Genomic DNA, 15,043 nt, shown 5'->3' on the forward strand with positions numbered 1-15,043 from the left:
CCGGGACGTCTGGGCGCGCCGCTACCGGGAGATCAACGACTGGGAGCACCACCTCTGCATGCTCGGCACCGCCGAGATCAGCCTCGCCCGGGTCGGCCGTGCCCTGCCGGCCCCCGTCGGCCTCCTGCGGGGCCCGGAGTGTGTGGCAGGAGCGCGGCGGCGGTGAGGCCGATGAGTCCGACGGCAGCCAGGGTGATCATGGCGGCGGCGTAGGCGTGGCTGGTGAGGCCCGCGACGAGAATCGTGCCGGCGACCGCGGTGCCGAGGGAGGAGCCGAGGTTCGAGACGCTCCGGGACAGGCCGGAGATCTCGCCCTGCCGGTCGTCGGTGAAGCTCGACTGGACGATGTTGACCGAGGGGGTGAGCATCACGCCGAGGCCGAGGCCGATCAGGAGCAGCCCGGGGGCGAAGGCCCAGGGGCTGGGTGAGCCGCCGACCACGACGATCAGGACGACGATGCCGGCGATCGTGCCGAGGAAGCCCGTCAGGATGAGGGTGCGCTGCGCGTGCCGTTCGGCGAGGCGTTCGGCGGCGAGGGAGGACGCGAGGATGCCGAGGGTGGCCGCGGTGAAGATCACGCCGGTCTGGATCGCGTCGTAGCCGCGGACGACCTGAAGGTAGGAGGCCACGGTGAAGGACACGCCCATCAGGAGCAGCCACTGGGTGTTCTGGGTGACCAGCCCGAGGTTGGAGACGCGGCTGCGGAACAGGCTGGTGGACAGCAGCGGCTCCTTGCCGGCCCGTTCCCGGGCGCGGACCCACAGGAAGAAGCCGGTCAGGAAGAGCGCGCCGAGGGCGAGCAGGGCGAGCATCAGCCAGACGTTGTTGTCGGCGGCCAGGATCCCGGTGACGACGAGGACGAGCCCGACGGCGGACAGGATGGTGCCGACGGTGTCGAAGGGACGGGTCGGGTCCGGCGGGAGGGGGTCCTGGATCCGGCGGCTGAGGATGAGGATCACGACGATCACCAGGGCCTGGAACACGAACGCGGCCCGCCAGCTGATTGCCGAGGTGATGAGCCCGCCGATCAGCGGGCCGGCCGCCGCGCCGATGCCGCCGAGCGCCATGATCGTCCCGAAGGCGCGGGCACGTGAGGTCGTCTCGGTGAAGAGCAGTGTGGTGAGGATGTAGACGGGTGGGATGAGCAGGGCCGTTCCGATGCCCTCGAGGATCGAGTTGCCGAGGATGAGGACGCCCAGGCCCGGCGCGGCGGCGCTGATCAGCGCGCCTGCGCCGTAGACGACGAGGCCGGTGAGCAGACACCGCTTGCGGCCGTAGCGGTCGGTCAGTTTGCCGCCGGGGATCATGAGAGCGGCCATCACCAGCAGGAAGACGGTGATGGCGACCTGCACGCCTTGCACGGTGGTGTCGAGGTCGTCGCTGATGTCGTTGATCATCACGTTCATGTTCGAGCCGGCGAAGCTGCAGATGAACTGGGCGAGGGCGAGCGGGGCGACGACCCGTCGCAGGGCGGCGGGCGTGCGTGCCGGGGCGGAGTCAGCCATCGGCGCCGCCGCGTTCCACCGTGTCGAGGTGCTCGTCGCGGGCGATGGCCGCGGCGACCGGCACGACGGTACGGAGACCGCCGATGACGTCGTGCCCGGCGATCGCCGGGTAGGCCCTCATGGATGGCTCCCTCGTTCGATCAGGGTCGCCCGCGGCGCCCTGCGCCGGGACACGTTGCGCCGCGGCTGCCGCTTCGACCCGCCCTCGGTCGCCGCCGTCGCACGTTCAGCTCCCCCGGGCCCCGCGCGGCCACAGCGGGGCCGACCCGGGCCACCGCCGCGACCGACGGGACGAACGCACTGTCGGCACCTGGCTGAGGCCCGTTCCCCGTGGTCGTACGCTCCCACCACGTTCGCACCAGGGCAGGGGGGTCGCCGCGGGGACGACGTCGAGCCCGGGCCGCCACCCGGGCTCGACGCTGCGGACCGACCGACGCCGCTGCCGCCGTCACCTGCAGCCCGCCCGGTCGCGGGGGAAGGCGGCAGCGGAGTCAGGAGAGGATCTTGGCCTTGGCCCGGGCGAACTCCTCGTCCGTGATCTGGCCTGCGGTGCGCAGTTCGGTGAGTTTTGCCAGTTGATCGGCCGTGGACTGCTGTCCCGGCGCGCCGGCGGTCTCGCGAACGTACGCGCGGAACCGTTCGTCGCTCTTCTGCGCCTTGTTCAGTTCGCGCTCGCCCATGCCGCGTCCGCGGGCGATGAGGTAGACGAAGACGCCGAGGAACGGCAGGAACACGAGGAACACGGCCCAGCCGCCCTTGGCCCAGCCGCTCAGCGAGTCGTCGTGGAAGAGGTCGATGAGGATCCGGAACAGCAGCATGAACCAGAGGATCCACAGCATGAACCAGAAAATGGTCCAGAAGACGTTCAACAGCGGGTAGTCGGCCGCGAGGTTCATAGCTTTGATCTCCTGTCCCGGAACGGCCTGGGCCGCCCCGAATCGTGGGGCTGAGGTCGAGTGCGGCGTGGGAGCCGGGGTGGGGGCTGGACCTCGCCGGGGTGCCAGGTCGTGTCGGGGATTGGCTGCTCCGCGCTGCCCGGGGGCAGGAGGGCGAACCAGCCGTTTCCGGGCAGCATCTGGGTCCGGGTTCCGGCGGCGGCGTCGGGCCGGGTGGGGCCGACGTGCAACGGGTCGATCGGGGCGGCGACCGCAACGGACGTCGTCACCGAGGGCGGCACCGGTATGCGCTCACTCATGTCCTCATGCTGCGCGCGGCCCCCGGTTCACGCATCCGCTCGGCTCGGTGGAGGGCCGGCCACGGCCGTCGGTGCGCCGAGGCCCCGGTACGCCGAGGCCCCGGTACGGCAGGAGCCTGTCGTACCGGGACCGAATGAGCGGTTGGGAGCCGCCCCCGGAAACGGCGGTGGCGTGTGGACGTGGATCAGCGGGGGCCGGTCCGAACGCCGCCGTCGGACGGGGCCGGACGGCCGGCGTCAGCCCTCGGCCTCCATCGCGGCCTCGATCTCCGCGTCGGCGACGGCGATCGCGACGCCGAGGGCCGCGGCGATGTTGCCGGCCGCCGTCATGACGCGGGCGGTGCCGACGATGGGGGCGATCGCCACCAGGACGTCCTGGAGCTTCTCGGCGGTCAGGCCGGACCGCAGCGCGGGATCGATGTGGGCGAGGTACGAGATGGGGGGCGCGTCACAGGCGACGAGTGCGGCTATCCGGGTGAGGATGAGCGTGTCCGGGGCCAGGCCGCACCGCTCGATCGAGTCGATGGTCATGGCGGCGAGGGTGTCAAGGACGGGCGTTTCCGATGTGGTGGACATGGTGAGGGGCCTCCTGGTGCTTCGGCACCGACGCCGGGACGCTGCCGGGAACGGACAGACGGGCGCCGGCCGGGCTGCCCTTCCACGGTAGGAGGCTTCCGGGACGCGCGCGCGGGAGAGCCGTGCCGGGTCGGGAACGGGGCCGCGGCCGAGGGAGGCGGGCCGGGCGAGTCCGGCCGCTGGAGGGTGATCGGTGGAGGTGCAGCCGGCCGGGACCGCGGGGACGGGGGGCGCCCGGAGTCCCGGCCGTGGGGGTACCGGCCGTATGGAGGCGCAGCCGGTCTGCTCAGCAGCCCGTCGAGGGGGTGGTGGGGCTGCTGTGACCGGAATGCTAGACCGGCTCGATGCCCTTGAACAGGGCCTTGACCTGCAATTTTCCGGCCGCGGACATGCCAGGCGACCAGAGTCCCCTACCCCTGCCGGGCAGCCGTGTGGGAGCCGGTCAGATCTGCCGGGCCGGGTCGGAGAAGGTCGGGCCGCCGGCGGCGAGCCGGTGCCGGACCGGGGCTGGGGCCGGGGCCGGGGCCGGGTCGGTCGCGGTTTCGCCGGGCGGCTGACGGAAGTCGGCACCCTGCGCGACCGGCAGCGGCGGGCGAACGCCGGACTGGGCGGGCATGGGCGCGTCGGCGGCGGGCTCGGAGAATGCGGGCAGCCCGAGGCTGCGACGATCTGGGGTCATGATCCCAGTCTCGCAGCCCGAACAGGCTGGGCGGAACCGATCGCCCGGCCGGTCCACGGCACGCCCCTCTCGGGGCAGGGTCACCCCGGTCAGCGGGGGCGGCGGCCCGTGAGCGCCTGCCAGCGGTCCTTCGCGGCCTCGAGGTCCTGCTTCGCCGCCGGGATGCTGGCGTCGGCGTCCCAGCGGGCGGTGGTCTCGTCGAGGTGCAGTTGCGCGCGCGTCTGTTTCCCGGTGTCCTCCTGGACGCGCCGGAGCTCGGCCTCGGCCTCGCGGATGCGGGAGTCCCGGTCGCGCTGGGCCGCCTTGGCGTCGGCGATGGCGTTGTGGACGTCGACGACGAACCTCCGGACGCGGTCCTCGTCAGCTTCCGCGGCGGGGTAGGTCAGCAGGTGCTGGCGTCCCTGCGGGTCGACCACGTAGACGTGGTTGGCCGTCGGGGCGTGGTCGGATCGGACGGCTATCTCGTGCAGGGGCAGGTCGGCTCGTTCGTCGCCGGTCCGCATGCCGAGAACGTGCTCGTGGAGGCTGAGGGGGCCGAGTTCGTCGCGCGGCTCCCCGCGGCCGGGTTCGCGGAGGGCGGCGATGCGCTGCTCGATCGCGCGTATGCGTCGGCGGTGGGCGTCGGCGGCGGCCCTGACGGCGCCCCGCGCGCGGCCCAGGTCCTTCTTTCGGCGCTGCTTCGCGGCGCGGAGGGCTCCCCGCGCGGCGGCGAGGTCGCGGCGAGCCGCGTCGTGCTCCGGGGCGAAGGCGTGCCTCCAGGCGCCGGGGTAGCGGCAGAGCCGCCAGCCGGCCGCTCCGGCGGCAGCCAGGACGATCAGCACGATCCAACCCGCGGCACTCACATCGCCCTCCCCTTTGGCAGTCGGCGCCCCCTCGGGGGAGACCTCTCGGACGGGCACCCGCCCCGACGACTATCAGCAGGCCACCGGGGGGCCGTCAAGCCTTTTGGATCACCCCGTGACGGCGCACAGGAGCAGTGAGGGCGCAGCAGGCCGGCCGGGGCGGGCACCCGGCCGTGCTGCCGGGCTCCGAGGAGGACCTGGTCGTCCGGCCGGGGATCGTCTGCGGTCGAGGGAGACCACGAACTCGTTCAGGTCCTGCAGGACGTGGACAACCTTGTCGAGCGGGAGGCGGACCTCCCGGGAGGACATGTCCATCGGTCCCATCAGCTCCGCCCGCCCGCGGGGTGGGCGGCTTCATCCGGTTCGACGGAGCGGGCGGCGGCGAAGAGCCGTGCGCATCGCTGCGTCATGGCCTCGGGTGACTGGTCGGCGTGGTTGATCCACCAGCGGACCAGGGCGGTGCACAGGCCGCGCCAGGCGTACTTGAGGGCGTCGGCGTCGAGCGGGTCGCCGGATCCGGCCGCGTGCAGGAGTTCGGCGGTGCCGGTCGCAGCGAGGTCGTCGATCGCGTCGCGGTAGTGCGCCGCGCGGTGGGCGGCGTCGCTGCCGGGCGGCAGTGTGGCGTCGTAGAGGACGAACCATGCCTCGCGTTGTCCGTCCAGGGCGCCGAACAGGGCGTTCAGCACGCGCAGGGAGGTGGGCGGTGCGCCTGCGGGGTGTTCGGCCATCGCGGTGCGGACGGCGTCCAGCAGCCGGTCGCCGACCGGGTCCAGGCAGGCGAGGTAGAGGTTCTGCTTGCTGCCGAAGTACTGGTGCAGCAGCGGTTTGGTGACGCCCACGCGGGCGGCGACGGCGGCCACGGTGGTGGCCTCGTAGCCGCGGCGGCCGAACTCCTCGGTGGCCGCGGCCAGGACCTGTCGTTCTCGCTCGGCCCTCGGCACGCCCTTGGTGCCGGTCTTGGAAGGAGGCGTTGTCATGGGCCTGATATTACCCTAGGGTAATTTTCTGTTGGGTAAGTTACCCGGACCCCGCTGGGAGCACACTCATGCCTGTCGCCCCGCCCGTCCCCGGCTCCGCCCGCCCACGGTCCTGGTGGGGCTGGGGCTACGCCGACGCCCACCCCGGCGACGCGGAGTGCGCCGCGCTGGGAGCGCTGTTGCCGGGCACCCTGGCCCGCCCACTGCCGGTCCCCCGGGTCGCCGACCTGACCGTCACCCGGCCCCGCGCGACACCTCCGCCGGCCCTGGCGCACCTGGTCACCGCCGACCCCGAGGCGCGCGCCGCGCACGCGATGGGCAAGGCCTACCGCGACGTCATCCGGGCGCTGCGCGGCCGGCCCGGCCGGATCCCCGACCTGGTCGCCCGCCCGGCCGACGACCGGCAGGTGGCCGACCTGCTGGACTGGGCCGGCGAGCAGGACGTGGCCGTCATCCCCTTCGGCGGCGGCTCCTCGGTCGTCGGCGGCGTCGAGTACCGCGGCGACGCCCACCGCGCCGTGCTGTCGCTCGACCTCACCTCCATGAACCGGGTCCTGGAGGTCGACACCGCCGGCCGTTCGGCCCGCATCCAGGCCGGCGCGCTCGGCCCCGTACTGGAGGCGCAGCTGCGGCCCCACGGCCTCACCCTGCGCCACTTCCCGCAGAGCTTCGAGTTCTCCACCCTCGGCGGCTGGCTGGCCACCCGGGCCGGCGGCCACTACGCCACCGGCCGCACCCGCATCGACGACTTCGTCCAGTCCCTGCGCGTGGTCACGCCCGCGGGAACCGGCGCGTCCTGGCGGCTGCCCGCATCCGGCGCCGGACCGTCGCCCGACCGCCTGTTCCTCGGCTCGGAAGGCGCGCTCGGCGTCATCACCGAGGCCTGGATGCGTCTGCAGGAGCGCCCCCGGTACAGGGCCTCGACCTCCGTGGCCTTCACCGACCTCCACCGTGCGCTGGACGCGGTACGCGCCATCGCGCAGTCCGACCTCGCCCCGGCCAACTGCCGCCTGCTCGACCCCGGCGAGGCACTGCTGTCCGGCGCCTCGCACGACGGCTCCGCCGTCCTGGTGCTGGGCTTCGAGTCCGCCACCGCCCGCGTCGACGACCGGCTCGCGAGCGCCCTGGACCTGGCCCGCGCCCACGGCGGCCGTGGCGGCGCGGCCGCGGCGCGGGGCGACGCCCCGGCCGATGCGGCCGTGGGTGCCTGGCGCTCGGCCTTCCTGCGCATGCCCTACCTGCGCGACGGCCTGGCCCGTATGGGCGCCGTCGTCGAGACCTTCGAGACCGCCGCCACCTGGGACAGGATCCCCGCCCTGATCGACGCCGTCCGCACCGAGGTCGGCGCCGCCGCCCTCAAGGCCACCGGACACCCGGCCACCGTCAACTGCCGCCTCACCCACGTCTATCCCGACGGCGCCGCCCCCTACTTCACCGTGGCCGTCGCCGGCCGGCCGGGCGAGGAGGTCGAGGTCTGGGACGACGTCAAGGCCGTCGCGACCGACGTCCTGCACCGCCACCACGCGACCATCACCCACCACCACGCCGTCGGCCGCGACCACCGCCCCGGCTACGACCGCCAACGCCCGGAGCCCTTCGCGCTGGCCCTACGCGCCGCCAAGGACGCCCTGGACCCCCACCGCATCCTCAACCCGGGTGCCCTGCTCGACTGACGGGACAGCGGCCGATGCGACACACCTGTCCAAGGGGCTGACCCGCCGCCGCTCGCCCGTCCCCGGCCGCCGAGCGGTAACGGGGCGCGCCTGGGCAAGACCGCGCGTCTGTCGGCCGCGCCGGGGCAGGCACCGGGGCCGGGCGGATCGGCCCGGCCCCGCCGGTCGGTCGCTGACCACCCGGCCCACGCGGCCCGGGGCGCCCCGGGGCGGCGCCGGGCTGCCGCCTCGGCTCAGGCGACCGTCAGGACGATCTTGCCGGTGGTGCGGCCCTGCTCGCCGATCCCGTGCGCCTTCGCGGCCTCCGCCAGCGGCAGGACCGTCTCGACCACGGGCTTCAGCGCGCCCCGCTCCACCAGGGCGGCGATCTCCCGCAGGCCCAGGTGGTCCGGCTCGACCAGGACCCACACGGCCCGCACCCCGTCCTGGGCGGCGGGAACGTCGTCGGGCCCGGGCAGGGTGATCAGCCGGCCGCCGGCCCGGAGCACCTTCAGGGAGCGCTCGGCCGTCTCGCCGCCGAGCCCGTCCAGCACCACGTCGATGTCGGACACGGCGTCCTCGAACCGCACGGCCCGGTAGTCGACCACCTCGTCCGCGCCCAGCTCCCGCACCAGCCCGTGCTTGCCGGCGCTGGCCGTGCCGATGACGTACGCGCCGCGGGCCTTGGCGATCTGCACCGCGAAGTGGCCGACCCCGCCGGCCGCCGCGTGCACCAGCACCCGCTCCCCGGGGCGCACGTCGGCCGTGTCCACCAGGGCCTGCCAGGCGGTCAGCGCGGCCAGCGGCAGCGCCGCCGCCTCCACGTGCGTCAGGCCCGCGGGCTTGGGGGCGAGGTGCCGGGCCGGCGCCACCACGTACTCGGCGTATCCGCCCGCCTGGCGCGGGAACAGCGGCATCCCGAAGACCTCGTCGCCGCGGCGGAACATCCCCACGCCGGGCCCGACGGCCTCGACCGTGCCGGAGACGTCCCAGCCGACCGCCGGCACGGCGCCCCACTCGATGAGGCCGCCGCCGGCCCGGGTCTTCCAGTCCACCGGGTTCACTCCGGCCGCGTGCACGCGCACCAGGACCTCGTTCAGCCCCGGCTCGGGGCGCTCGACCTCGCGCTCGACCAGGTTCTCCGGCCCGCCCCACTGCTCCACGACCACCGCTCGCATGCTGTTCCGCCTCCGTCGTTCGTTTCGATCCGTACGCCGCGGGATTCCCGGGGCGACGCAGTCCACGATCCGGCATCCCGGCCCGCCATGGTGTTGGCCGTTTGGCCACTAGGTGACAGGATTTGGCCATGGGTGGAATCCAGGTGACGACGGTGACGGAGAGCGAGCGGGACCGGGCGACCGGGGCGCCGCCACGGCGGCACCGGATCGCCGTGCTCGCCCTGCCCGGGGTCCCGCCCTTCGAGCTGGGGATCCCCTCCCGGGTCTTCGGCAGTGCGCAGGACACCGAGGGCCGCCCGCTCTACGAGGTCGTCGTCTGCACCGCCGACGGCGCGCCCGTCCTCAGCGACGCAGGCTTCACCGTGCAGCCGGCCGCCGGCCCCGAGGCCCTGGCCGCCGCGGACACCGTGATCCTGCCGCCCACGCACGCCATGCCCGAGCTGGGCCGCGGCGGCCCGCTGCCCCCCGAGGTCGGCGCGGCCATCGCCGGCATCCGGCCCGGCACCCGGCTGGTGTCCATCTGCTCCGGCTCCTACGTGCTCGCCGCCGCCGGGCTGCTCGACGACCGGCCGGCCACCACCCACTGGAACCTGGCCCCGGAGTTCCGCGCGGCCTACCCCAAGGTCAGGGTCGACGAGGAGGTCCTCTTCGTGGACGACGGCGACGTGCTCACCTCCGCCGGCGTGGCCGCCGGCGTCGACCTGTGCCTGCACATGATCCGCCGCGACCACGGCGCGGCGGTCGCCAACCGGGCCGCCCGCATGTGCGTCGTGCCGCCGTGGCGCGACGGCGGACAGGCCCAGTACATCGACCGCCCGGTCCCCGAACCCACCGTCGCCAGCACCACCGCCACCCGCGCCTGGGCCCTGGAGCACCTCGGCGAGCCGCTGCCCCTCACCCGGCTCGCCGAACACGCCCGGATGAGCCTGCGCTCCTTCACCCGGCGCTTCCGCGACGAGGCCGGCATGACCCCGGTGCAGTGGCTCACCGCGCAGCGCCTGGAGCTGGCCAAGCAGTTGCTGGAGACCACCGACCTGTCGATCGACCTGGTCGCCCACCGGGCCGGCCTCGGCTCCGCGAACTCCCTGCGCACGCACATGAGGACGGCGTTCGGGGTCTCGCCCGCCGCCTACCGCCGCACCTTCAGCCCCCACGACCCGGCCCCCGCGCCCGCCTGACGCCGTGCCACGTGCCGCGGGGCCCGAAGGCCACGTGGGGCCTGCACGTACGCGCCCCGAGGATCAGCGCTTCTTGAACTCCTCGATGGCCTCCCGGACCGCCTCCCCCATCGCGTCGCTTCCGACGTGCCCCGAGTCCTCGAAGATCTGGAGCCGCGCGTCCGGCCACGCCTTCGCCAGCTCCCACGCCGTCTGGACCGGGCTGCCCATGTCGTGCCGGCCGTGGACCAGCACCGCCGGGATCCCGGCCAGTTTGTGGGCGTTGCGCAGCAGTTGGTCCTCCTCCAGCCACGCGCCGTTGCTGAAGAAGTGGGCGCAGATCCGTACGAACGCGATCCGCGCGTCGGCCTCCTGGTCGCTGTACATGCCGGGAACGCCGTTGGGCTCGTTCGAGATGACCGCGTCCTCCCAGGCGAGCCAGTCGTTGGCGGCCTTCTCCCGGACGGCCCGGTCGGGGTTCTCCATCAGCCGCGCGTAGGCCGCGAGCAGGTCGCCGTCCCGCTCGGACTCGGGGACGCCGTCGCGGAACCGGTCCCACGCCTCGGGCTGGAACCGACCGGCGCCCCGGTAGAGCCAGTAGGTCTCGGCAGCGTTCGTCACCGTCACCGCCTGAATGACGATCTCGCTGACGCGCTCGGGGTGCTGCTGCGCATAGGCCAGGATGAGCGTCGAGCCCCAGGAGGCGCCGTTCAGCAACCACCGCTCGACGCCGAGGTGTTCGCGCAGCCGCTCCATGTCGTCGATCAGGTGCTGCGTGGTGTTCAGGCTCATGTCCGCCGCCGGGTCACTGGCGTGCGGGGTGCTGCGACCACAGTTGCGCTGGTCGTAGCGGATGACGCGGTAGCACTCCGGGTCCCAGGCCCTCGTCGGCCGCTGTGGCGCGCCCGCCCCGGGGCCGCCGTGGACGTACAGGACGGGCTTGCCCGCGGGGTTTCCGAGCTGTTCGTAGTAGATGCGGTTGCCGTCCCTCGTGTCGAGAATTCCATGGTCGTAGGGGCTGGTGGGCGGGTAGAAGTCAACCATGACCGTCGATCCTAGACCGTGGTCGTAATTGAGTCCCCGTCATTTGTCACCCAACTTGCCGCAGTGCCATCGGTGTTGGTCTCACGGACGAGCAGGCGGAGCCCCGGTGGATCGAAGGTGGTGACGGCAGTCCGGCCTCAGGGGTCGTGACCGGCCGGCGCGTGCACGGTCAACTCCGCGAACACACGCTCACGCAACGCCGGCGCCCACCCGAACCCGCACCTGATCCGGGCCGCCATCGGGCGGCGGCTTCCGGCCGGTCAGAGCTCAGGCGCTGTCGCCCTCCCAGTCCCAGTACCGGTCGCTGCCCGGCCGGGGCCCGTAGTGAGCGCGCCCGCCCGCGCCGTGGGCGCCGATCTCGGTGGCCAGCGCCGCACCGTCCTCGAGCTCGTGCCGGCTCCAGCCGGTGACGTCGAGCAACAGCCCGTCGAGCGGGCCTGCCACCAGCTCCCGGTACACACGCCCTCGCCGCGGCCCCGGATCCGGATCGTCATGGTCCGCCCCGTACACCCGGCCCCGCATCAGCGCATCGTCGTCCATACCGCCCAGCATCCCGGCCACCACCGACAACGGGCCCCCGCGGCCGACCGCGCGCAACCGCCCCGGCGCCCGTACAGTCCGAGACGATGACCACCAGTGAGCCCACCTTCGAGGCGACCGCCGACGAGCTCTACCTCCTCGCCCCGGCCGACTTCACCGCGGCCCGCAACCAGCGCGCTACCGAGCTCAGGAAGAGCCACCCGCAGCTCGCCAAGCGGGTCCGCGCGCTGCACCGCCCCGCCCAGGCCGCATGGGCCGCGAACCTTCTCGCGCACCGCCACAGCGACCTGGTCGAGCAGCTGCTGGAGCTCGGCCATGCCCTGCGGGACGCCCAGGAGCACCTCGCCGGGGAGCAGCTGTGGAAGCCGAGCACGCCCACGCCGCGCTCACCGAGGCACAGGCGCGCGACACCCGCGCCCAGAACGATCTCGTGCGCGCCGAGGAACGGACTCGGGCCGCCCAGGGTGCGGCTCGTACGGCCGGCAAGCAGGACGAGTCGGCGCGGGAGCCGGCCCGGCAGGCGGACCAGCGGCTGCTCGAGCCGGAGGCCGACGGCCGCCGCGAAAACGTGGACTGACCACCATCCGTCGCCTTTGGGTGCCTTGGCGCGGCGGTCAGCCGCTGCACGCCGCGCAGAGGTGTTCCGCGCTCAGCGTCGCCACCGGCTGGATCACCGCACAGCCCCGGCACGAGTCCAGACAGGGACGGCAGTACGGACGCCCCTGCCAGCGAAGCGCCGGAACGGCGTTCTGCCGGCATCCGGCGCACTGCATCGTCACCGGGATACGGCGCCCGTGCTCGTGCCGCTCCGTCCGGGCCCGTTCCTCCGCCGCGTGCAGGGACCGATGCCCGCCGCGCATCCGCGCCCGCACGGCTGCGGCGGCACGCCGGTACGTCTCCGGTCCCGCCTGGCGGCCGTCGGAGACGTCGTCGGCAACATCGACCACCGTCGCGTTGGGCAGGCACTCGGGGCAGCTCCCCGTGTCGTCCAACAGCCAGCCGTCCTCACATACCCCGCGCGGGCACTGCGGCGGCAGGACCAGCTCCAGGGCGATCTCGTCGGCACGGGAGAGAAGCGCCTCACCCGTCAGGTGCGAGTACCGCAGGAACCAGCGTCGTTCGACACGGTCCCGGAGCCGCTGCGGCGAGACCCCGCCTTCGAGCTGGCGGCCGATCTCCCCGCGAACGGTCTGCGGGATCCCGCCGCGTTTTCCGAGCGCGGCCATCAGGGGGCTCGGGATCGCCGCACCGACCCATACGGCGGGGTGCTGGCCGTGTTCCATGAAGGGCGAACTCACTGAACGAATCCTTCCGCACGGGTCGGGCCTTGTCATCCCGCCGGTGTGTCATTCGGACCGTGGAGTCAGGGGTCGGGTGCCGCCGGCCCCGGCGGCGTGGCCGGGGCCGACGGGAGGGGCCGGGGCTACCGGCGCTGGCCGGGCAGCCTGCGGTCGCGGTCGCGCTTGAGATCGAGGAGTTCGCGAAACAGCCCGCTCCCGGAGGCGAGTTCGGCGAAGGTGCCCTCTTCGGCGATCCGGCCGCCGCGCATGACGACGATGCGGTCCGCGAGGACGGCGTTGTCGAGGTTGTGGGTGACCAGGATGGTGGCGCGCCCGGCCGCCAGGGTCCGCAGGTTGTGGAAGATGCGGTGCTCCGCCCGCGGGTCGAGGTCGGAGGTCGGTTCGTCCAGGACGAGCAGGCCCGGGGCGCGCAGGGAGCGGTAGAAGGCGCGGGCGACGGCCACGCGCTGGAACTGGCCGCCGGACAGCCACTCGCCGCCCCAGAACGCGCGGGCCAGCAGGGTGTTGTACCGGGAGCGCAGCGTGGCCGCGACCTCGTCGGCACCCGCCAGTGCGGCGGCGCGCTCCACCAGCTCCTTCCCGCCGGTCCTGTCGACGTGGCCGAGGTGGATGTTCTCGCCGAGGGTGAGCGGCCAGCGGGAGAACTGCTGCGGCACGAGTGCGACCCGCTCCCACAGGGCGTGCGGGTCCATCTCCTGGGTCGGCACGTCGTCCCAGGTCACGACGCCGCCGCTCGGCAGGGTCAGGCCGGACAGCAGCCGTAGCAGGGTGCTCTTCCCGGAGCCGTTCTCACCGATCAGGGCGACGATCTCGCCCTGGCGGATCTCCAGGTCCAGGCCGTCCAGCGTGGGCCGGTCGGCCCCGGGATAGGTGTACGAGACCTTCCGCGCCGCGACCCGGCGCGGGGCGGCGGGCTCGGCAGTGCCACGGCGCATCGCGTGCCCGCCGGCCTCGGCCACGAAGTCGTCGAAGTCCCGCAGGTACAGACCGAGCCGGTAGAGCCGGGTACCGCCGCCGACGATGCCCTGAAGCCCGGACCCGGCGGTGCGCAGCGCGAAGACGGCCGCCCCGGCGGCGGCCACCGAGACGTGGCCGGTGGCCAGGAGTGCCAGGAGGGCGCCCCAGACCAGGACCGAGGCGAGGCCGGTGGCCAGGGAGCCGAGGAAGGAGATGCGGGCGGCCCGGCGGGCGGCCCGGTCGGTGGCGGCGTCCAGGCGGTCACCGGCCTTGCGGTACTTGGTGGTGAGGAAGCCCGCCATGGTGTCGGACCGGATCTGGTCGGCGTTGTCGTCGTGGCAGAGGCAGTACCGCAGCATCCCCAGCAGGCGCCGGTCGTCCATGCTCTCGATGGCCATCAGGTAGCGGATGCGTGCGGAGCGGGCCGCCACCACGCCCTGCGGGATCGACGCCAGGACCAGGAACGGCACGAGCACCGGGTGCAGGGCGGCGAGCACCCCTGCGGCCGCGGCGAGGGTGACGACGGAGGCGATGATCTCCTGGGCCACGCCGAGGAGTTCCTGCGCGGAGTCGGCTCCCCGGTCGGCGGCGTCCCACCGTTCGGCGTAGCCGACGTGGTCGTACGCCTCCAGCTCGGCGGCCACCGAGACGGCCAGCAGCTCCAGCTCCGCCTCGCGCGCGATCCTCGGCGAGAGCCGCTCGGAGATCGCCACGCTGACGGTGCCCAGCAGGGCCCGGCCGGCGGCCGCCACCGCCAGGACCGTCACCGGCCACGCGCCGTCGCCGAGCCGGCCGGCGACCGGACCGCCGGCAGGCGCGATCACCGCGCCGATCGCTCCGGTGGTCGCCCAGAGCGCCACGGCCGCCAACACGCCGGAGATCAGCTGCCCGGCGAGCAGGACGACGGTGGCCCGCCGGTCCACCCGCCACGCCAGCCTGAGAGTGCGGCGCACCAGCTGCGGCAGGCGCCGCATCATCGCCCACGCCGACAGCTTGGCGGTGGCCCGCACGATCCGGTCCGTGCGGTAGGACCAGCGGGCCTCCTCCGCCTCGTCGCCCGGCTGCTCGCCGGCCGGTTTCACGTCCTGCTGTTGCTGCTCAACCACGCATGCTCCTCGAATGACCGGACACGTCCGTGCTGCACGCGGGCAGCCCTGACCGCCGTGCCGGGTGGCCGGGCGAAGGCCCGGCGCGGGGCGTGCGGGGGTGGCGGACCGACTCCCTGGGGAGCCGTCCGGAAGGGCTGGGGTCGCGGTGCGCCGCTGATCCTGGCAGTGGCTCGCCCGCCCGCCGGGCGTGTCCCGGGGAGGCTCACTCGATGTGAGCAAACCCGTGTCCCGGTCGGCGAGTTGGTGGACACCACTGCTCTCCCTTGCGGCTGCTGGCACCACGTGGGAGTGCTCCCGGAGGGCGAGGTCGGCGTGCCGCGTACGCGGTGGC

General features: G+C 73.9%; 15 protein-coding genes. 3 read left to right on the top strand and 12 right to left on the bottom strand.

All coding sequences use genetic code 11. The features are described 5' to 3' along the window. Positions 1–77 precede the first annotated feature (77 nt). The 7 genes from OG286_RS02325 to OG286_RS02355 all read right to left on the bottom strand — a co-directional run bounded on the left by OG286_RS02325 (position 78) and on the right by OG286_RS02355 (position 5,774). Entirely contained in the window at positions 78–1,505 is a 1,428-nt protein-coding gene (locus OG286_RS02325) for an MFS transporter (protein WP_396320327.1), read from the bottom strand. After that, positions 1,498–1,626, bottom strand: a complete 129-nt coding sequence (locus OG286_RS02330) for a hypothetical protein (protein WP_396320328.1) — start codon at positions 1,624–1,626, stop codon at positions 1,498–1,500. The genes OG286_RS02325 and OG286_RS02330 overlap by 8 nt, the downstream gene beginning before the upstream one ends. A gap of 370 nt (positions 1,627–1,996) precedes the next feature. Beyond that, positions 1,997–2,401, bottom strand: a complete 405-nt coding sequence (locus tag OG286_RS02335) for an SHOCT domain-containing protein (protein WP_396320329.1) — start codon at positions 2,399–2,401, stop codon at positions 1,997–1,999. Between the two features lie 536 nt (positions 2,402–2,937). Continuing rightward, positions 2,938–3,276: a carboxymuconolactone decarboxylase family protein gene (locus tag OG286_RS02340; RefSeq protein ID WP_396320330.1), complete on the bottom strand. Its 339-nt coding sequence runs from the start codon at positions 3,274–3,276 to the stop codon at positions 2,938–2,940. A 442-nt stretch (positions 3,277–3,718) separates the two neighbouring features. Further along, the gene (locus tag OG286_RS02345; protein ID WP_405363340.1) at positions 3,719–3,955 is read right to left on the bottom strand and encodes a hypothetical protein; all 237 of its coding nucleotides are present in this window, start codon (positions 3,953–3,955) and stop codon (positions 3,719–3,721) included. 89 nt (positions 3,956–4,044) lie between these two features. Continuing rightward, complete coding sequence (locus OG286_RS02350; RefSeq protein WP_396320332.1) at positions 4,045–4,797, bottom strand: hypothetical protein; 753 nt, start codon at positions 4,795–4,797, stop codon at positions 4,045–4,047. Positions 4,798–5,120: 323 nt separating this feature from the next. Next, positions 5,121–5,774 (bottom strand): TetR/AcrR family transcriptional regulator, encoded by a 654-nt coding sequence (locus tag OG286_RS02355; protein WP_396320333.1) that lies wholly within the window; start codon positions 5,772–5,774, stop codon positions 5,121–5,123. Between the two features lie 68 nt (positions 5,775–5,842). Here OG286_RS02355 and OG286_RS02360 point away from each other — a divergent pair, with 68 nt between their 5' ends. After that, positions 5,843–7,447: an FAD-binding oxidoreductase gene (locus OG286_RS02360; RefSeq protein WP_405363338.1), complete on the top strand. Its 1,605-nt coding sequence runs from the start codon at positions 5,843–5,845 to the stop codon at positions 7,445–7,447. Between the two features lie 233 nt (positions 7,448–7,680). Here the strand turns inward: OG286_RS02360 and OG286_RS02365 are convergent, their stop codons facing one another. Then, positions 7,681–8,604: an NADP-dependent oxidoreductase gene (locus OG286_RS02365; protein WP_396320335.1), complete on the bottom strand. Its 924-nt coding sequence runs from the start codon at positions 8,602–8,604 to the stop codon at positions 7,681–7,683. A 128-nt stretch (positions 8,605–8,732) separates the two neighbouring features. On the opposite strand from OG286_RS02365, the gene OG286_RS02370 reads away from it, so the two are divergent. Beyond that, positions 8,733–9,782, top strand: a complete 1,050-nt coding sequence (locus OG286_RS02370) for a GlxA family transcriptional regulator (protein ID WP_396320336.1) — start codon at positions 8,733–8,735, stop codon at positions 9,780–9,782. A gap of 63 nt (positions 9,783–9,845) precedes the next feature. On the opposite strand, the gene pip is transcribed toward OG286_RS02370, so the two are convergent. After that, entirely contained in the window at positions 9,846–10,805 is a 960-nt protein-coding gene (pip, locus tag OG286_RS02375) for a prolyl aminopeptidase (RefSeq protein WP_396320337.1), read from the bottom strand. Positions 10,806–11,072: 267 nt separating this feature from the next. Next, positions 11,073–11,345 (bottom strand): hypothetical protein, encoded by a 273-nt coding sequence (locus tag OG286_RS02380; protein WP_396320338.1) that lies wholly within the window; start codon positions 11,343–11,345, stop codon positions 11,073–11,075. A 358-nt stretch (positions 11,346–11,703) separates the two neighbouring features. Here OG286_RS02380 and OG286_RS02385 point away from each other — a divergent pair, with 358 nt between their 5' ends. After that, on the top strand, positions 11,704–11,922 hold the full coding sequence (locus tag OG286_RS02385; RefSeq protein ID WP_396320339.1) for a hypothetical protein: 219 nt from the start codon (positions 11,704–11,706) through the stop codon (positions 11,920–11,922). 37 nt (positions 11,923–11,959) lie between these two features. Here the strand turns inward: OG286_RS02385 and OG286_RS02390 are convergent, their stop codons facing one another. Then, positions 11,960–12,643, bottom strand: coding sequence for a hypothetical protein (locus OG286_RS02390; protein WP_405363334.1), 684 nt, complete (start codon positions 12,641–12,643; stop codon positions 11,960–11,962). Positions 12,644–12,768: 125 nt separating this feature from the next. Continuing rightward, complete coding sequence (locus OG286_RS02395) at positions 12,769–14,709, bottom strand: ATP-binding cassette domain-containing protein (protein ID WP_396320341.1); 1,941 nt, start codon at positions 14,707–14,709, stop codon at positions 12,769–12,771. Between the last annotated feature and the right edge of the window lie 334 nt (positions 14,710–15,043).

It is taken from the genome of Kitasatospora sp. NBC_00039 (assembly GCF_045160625.1).
Classification (GTDB): Bacteria; Actinomycetota; Actinomycetes; order Streptomycetales; family Streptomycetaceae; genus Kitasatospora.

Coding starts and splice junctions, on each gene's coding strand:
- OG286_RS02325 (WP_396320327.1), bottom strand. CDS start 1,505: ATGGCTGACTCCGCCCCGGCACGCACGCCCGCCGCCCTGCGACGGGTC.
- OG286_RS02330 (WP_396320328.1), bottom strand. CDS start 1,626: ATGAGGGCCTACCCGGCGATCGCCGGGCACGACGTCATCGGCGGTCTC.
- OG286_RS02335 (WP_396320329.1), bottom strand. CDS start 2,401: ATGAACCTCGCGGCCGACTACCCGCTGTTGAACGTCTTCTGGACCATT.
- OG286_RS02340 (WP_396320330.1), bottom strand. CDS start 3,276: ATGTCCACCACATCGGAAACGCCCGTCCTTGACACCCTCGCCGCCATG.
- OG286_RS02345 (WP_405363340.1), bottom strand. CDS start 3,955: ATGACCCCAGATCGTCGCAGCCTCGGGCTGCCCGCATTCTCCGAGCCC.
- OG286_RS02355 (WP_396320333.1), bottom strand. CDS start 5,774: ATGACAACGCCTCCTTCCAAGACCGGCACCAAGGGCGTGCCGAGGGCC.
- OG286_RS02360 (WP_405363338.1), top strand. CDS start 5,843: ATGCCTGTCGCCCCGCCCGTCCCCGGCTCCGCCCGCCCACGGTCCTGG.
- OG286_RS02365 (WP_396320335.1), bottom strand. CDS start 8,604: ATGCGAGCGGTGGTCGTGGAGCAGTGGGGCGGGCCGGAGAACCTGGTC.
- OG286_RS02370 (WP_396320336.1), top strand. CDS start 8,733: ATGGGTGGAATCCAGGTGACGACGGTGACGGAGAGCGAGCGGGACCGG.
- pip (WP_396320337.1), bottom strand. CDS start 10,805: ATGGTTGACTTCTACCCGCCCACCAGCCCCTACGACCATGGAATTCTC.
- OG286_RS02380 (WP_396320338.1), bottom strand. CDS start 11,345: ATGGACGACGATGCGCTGATGCGGGGCCGGGTGTACGGGGCGGACCAT.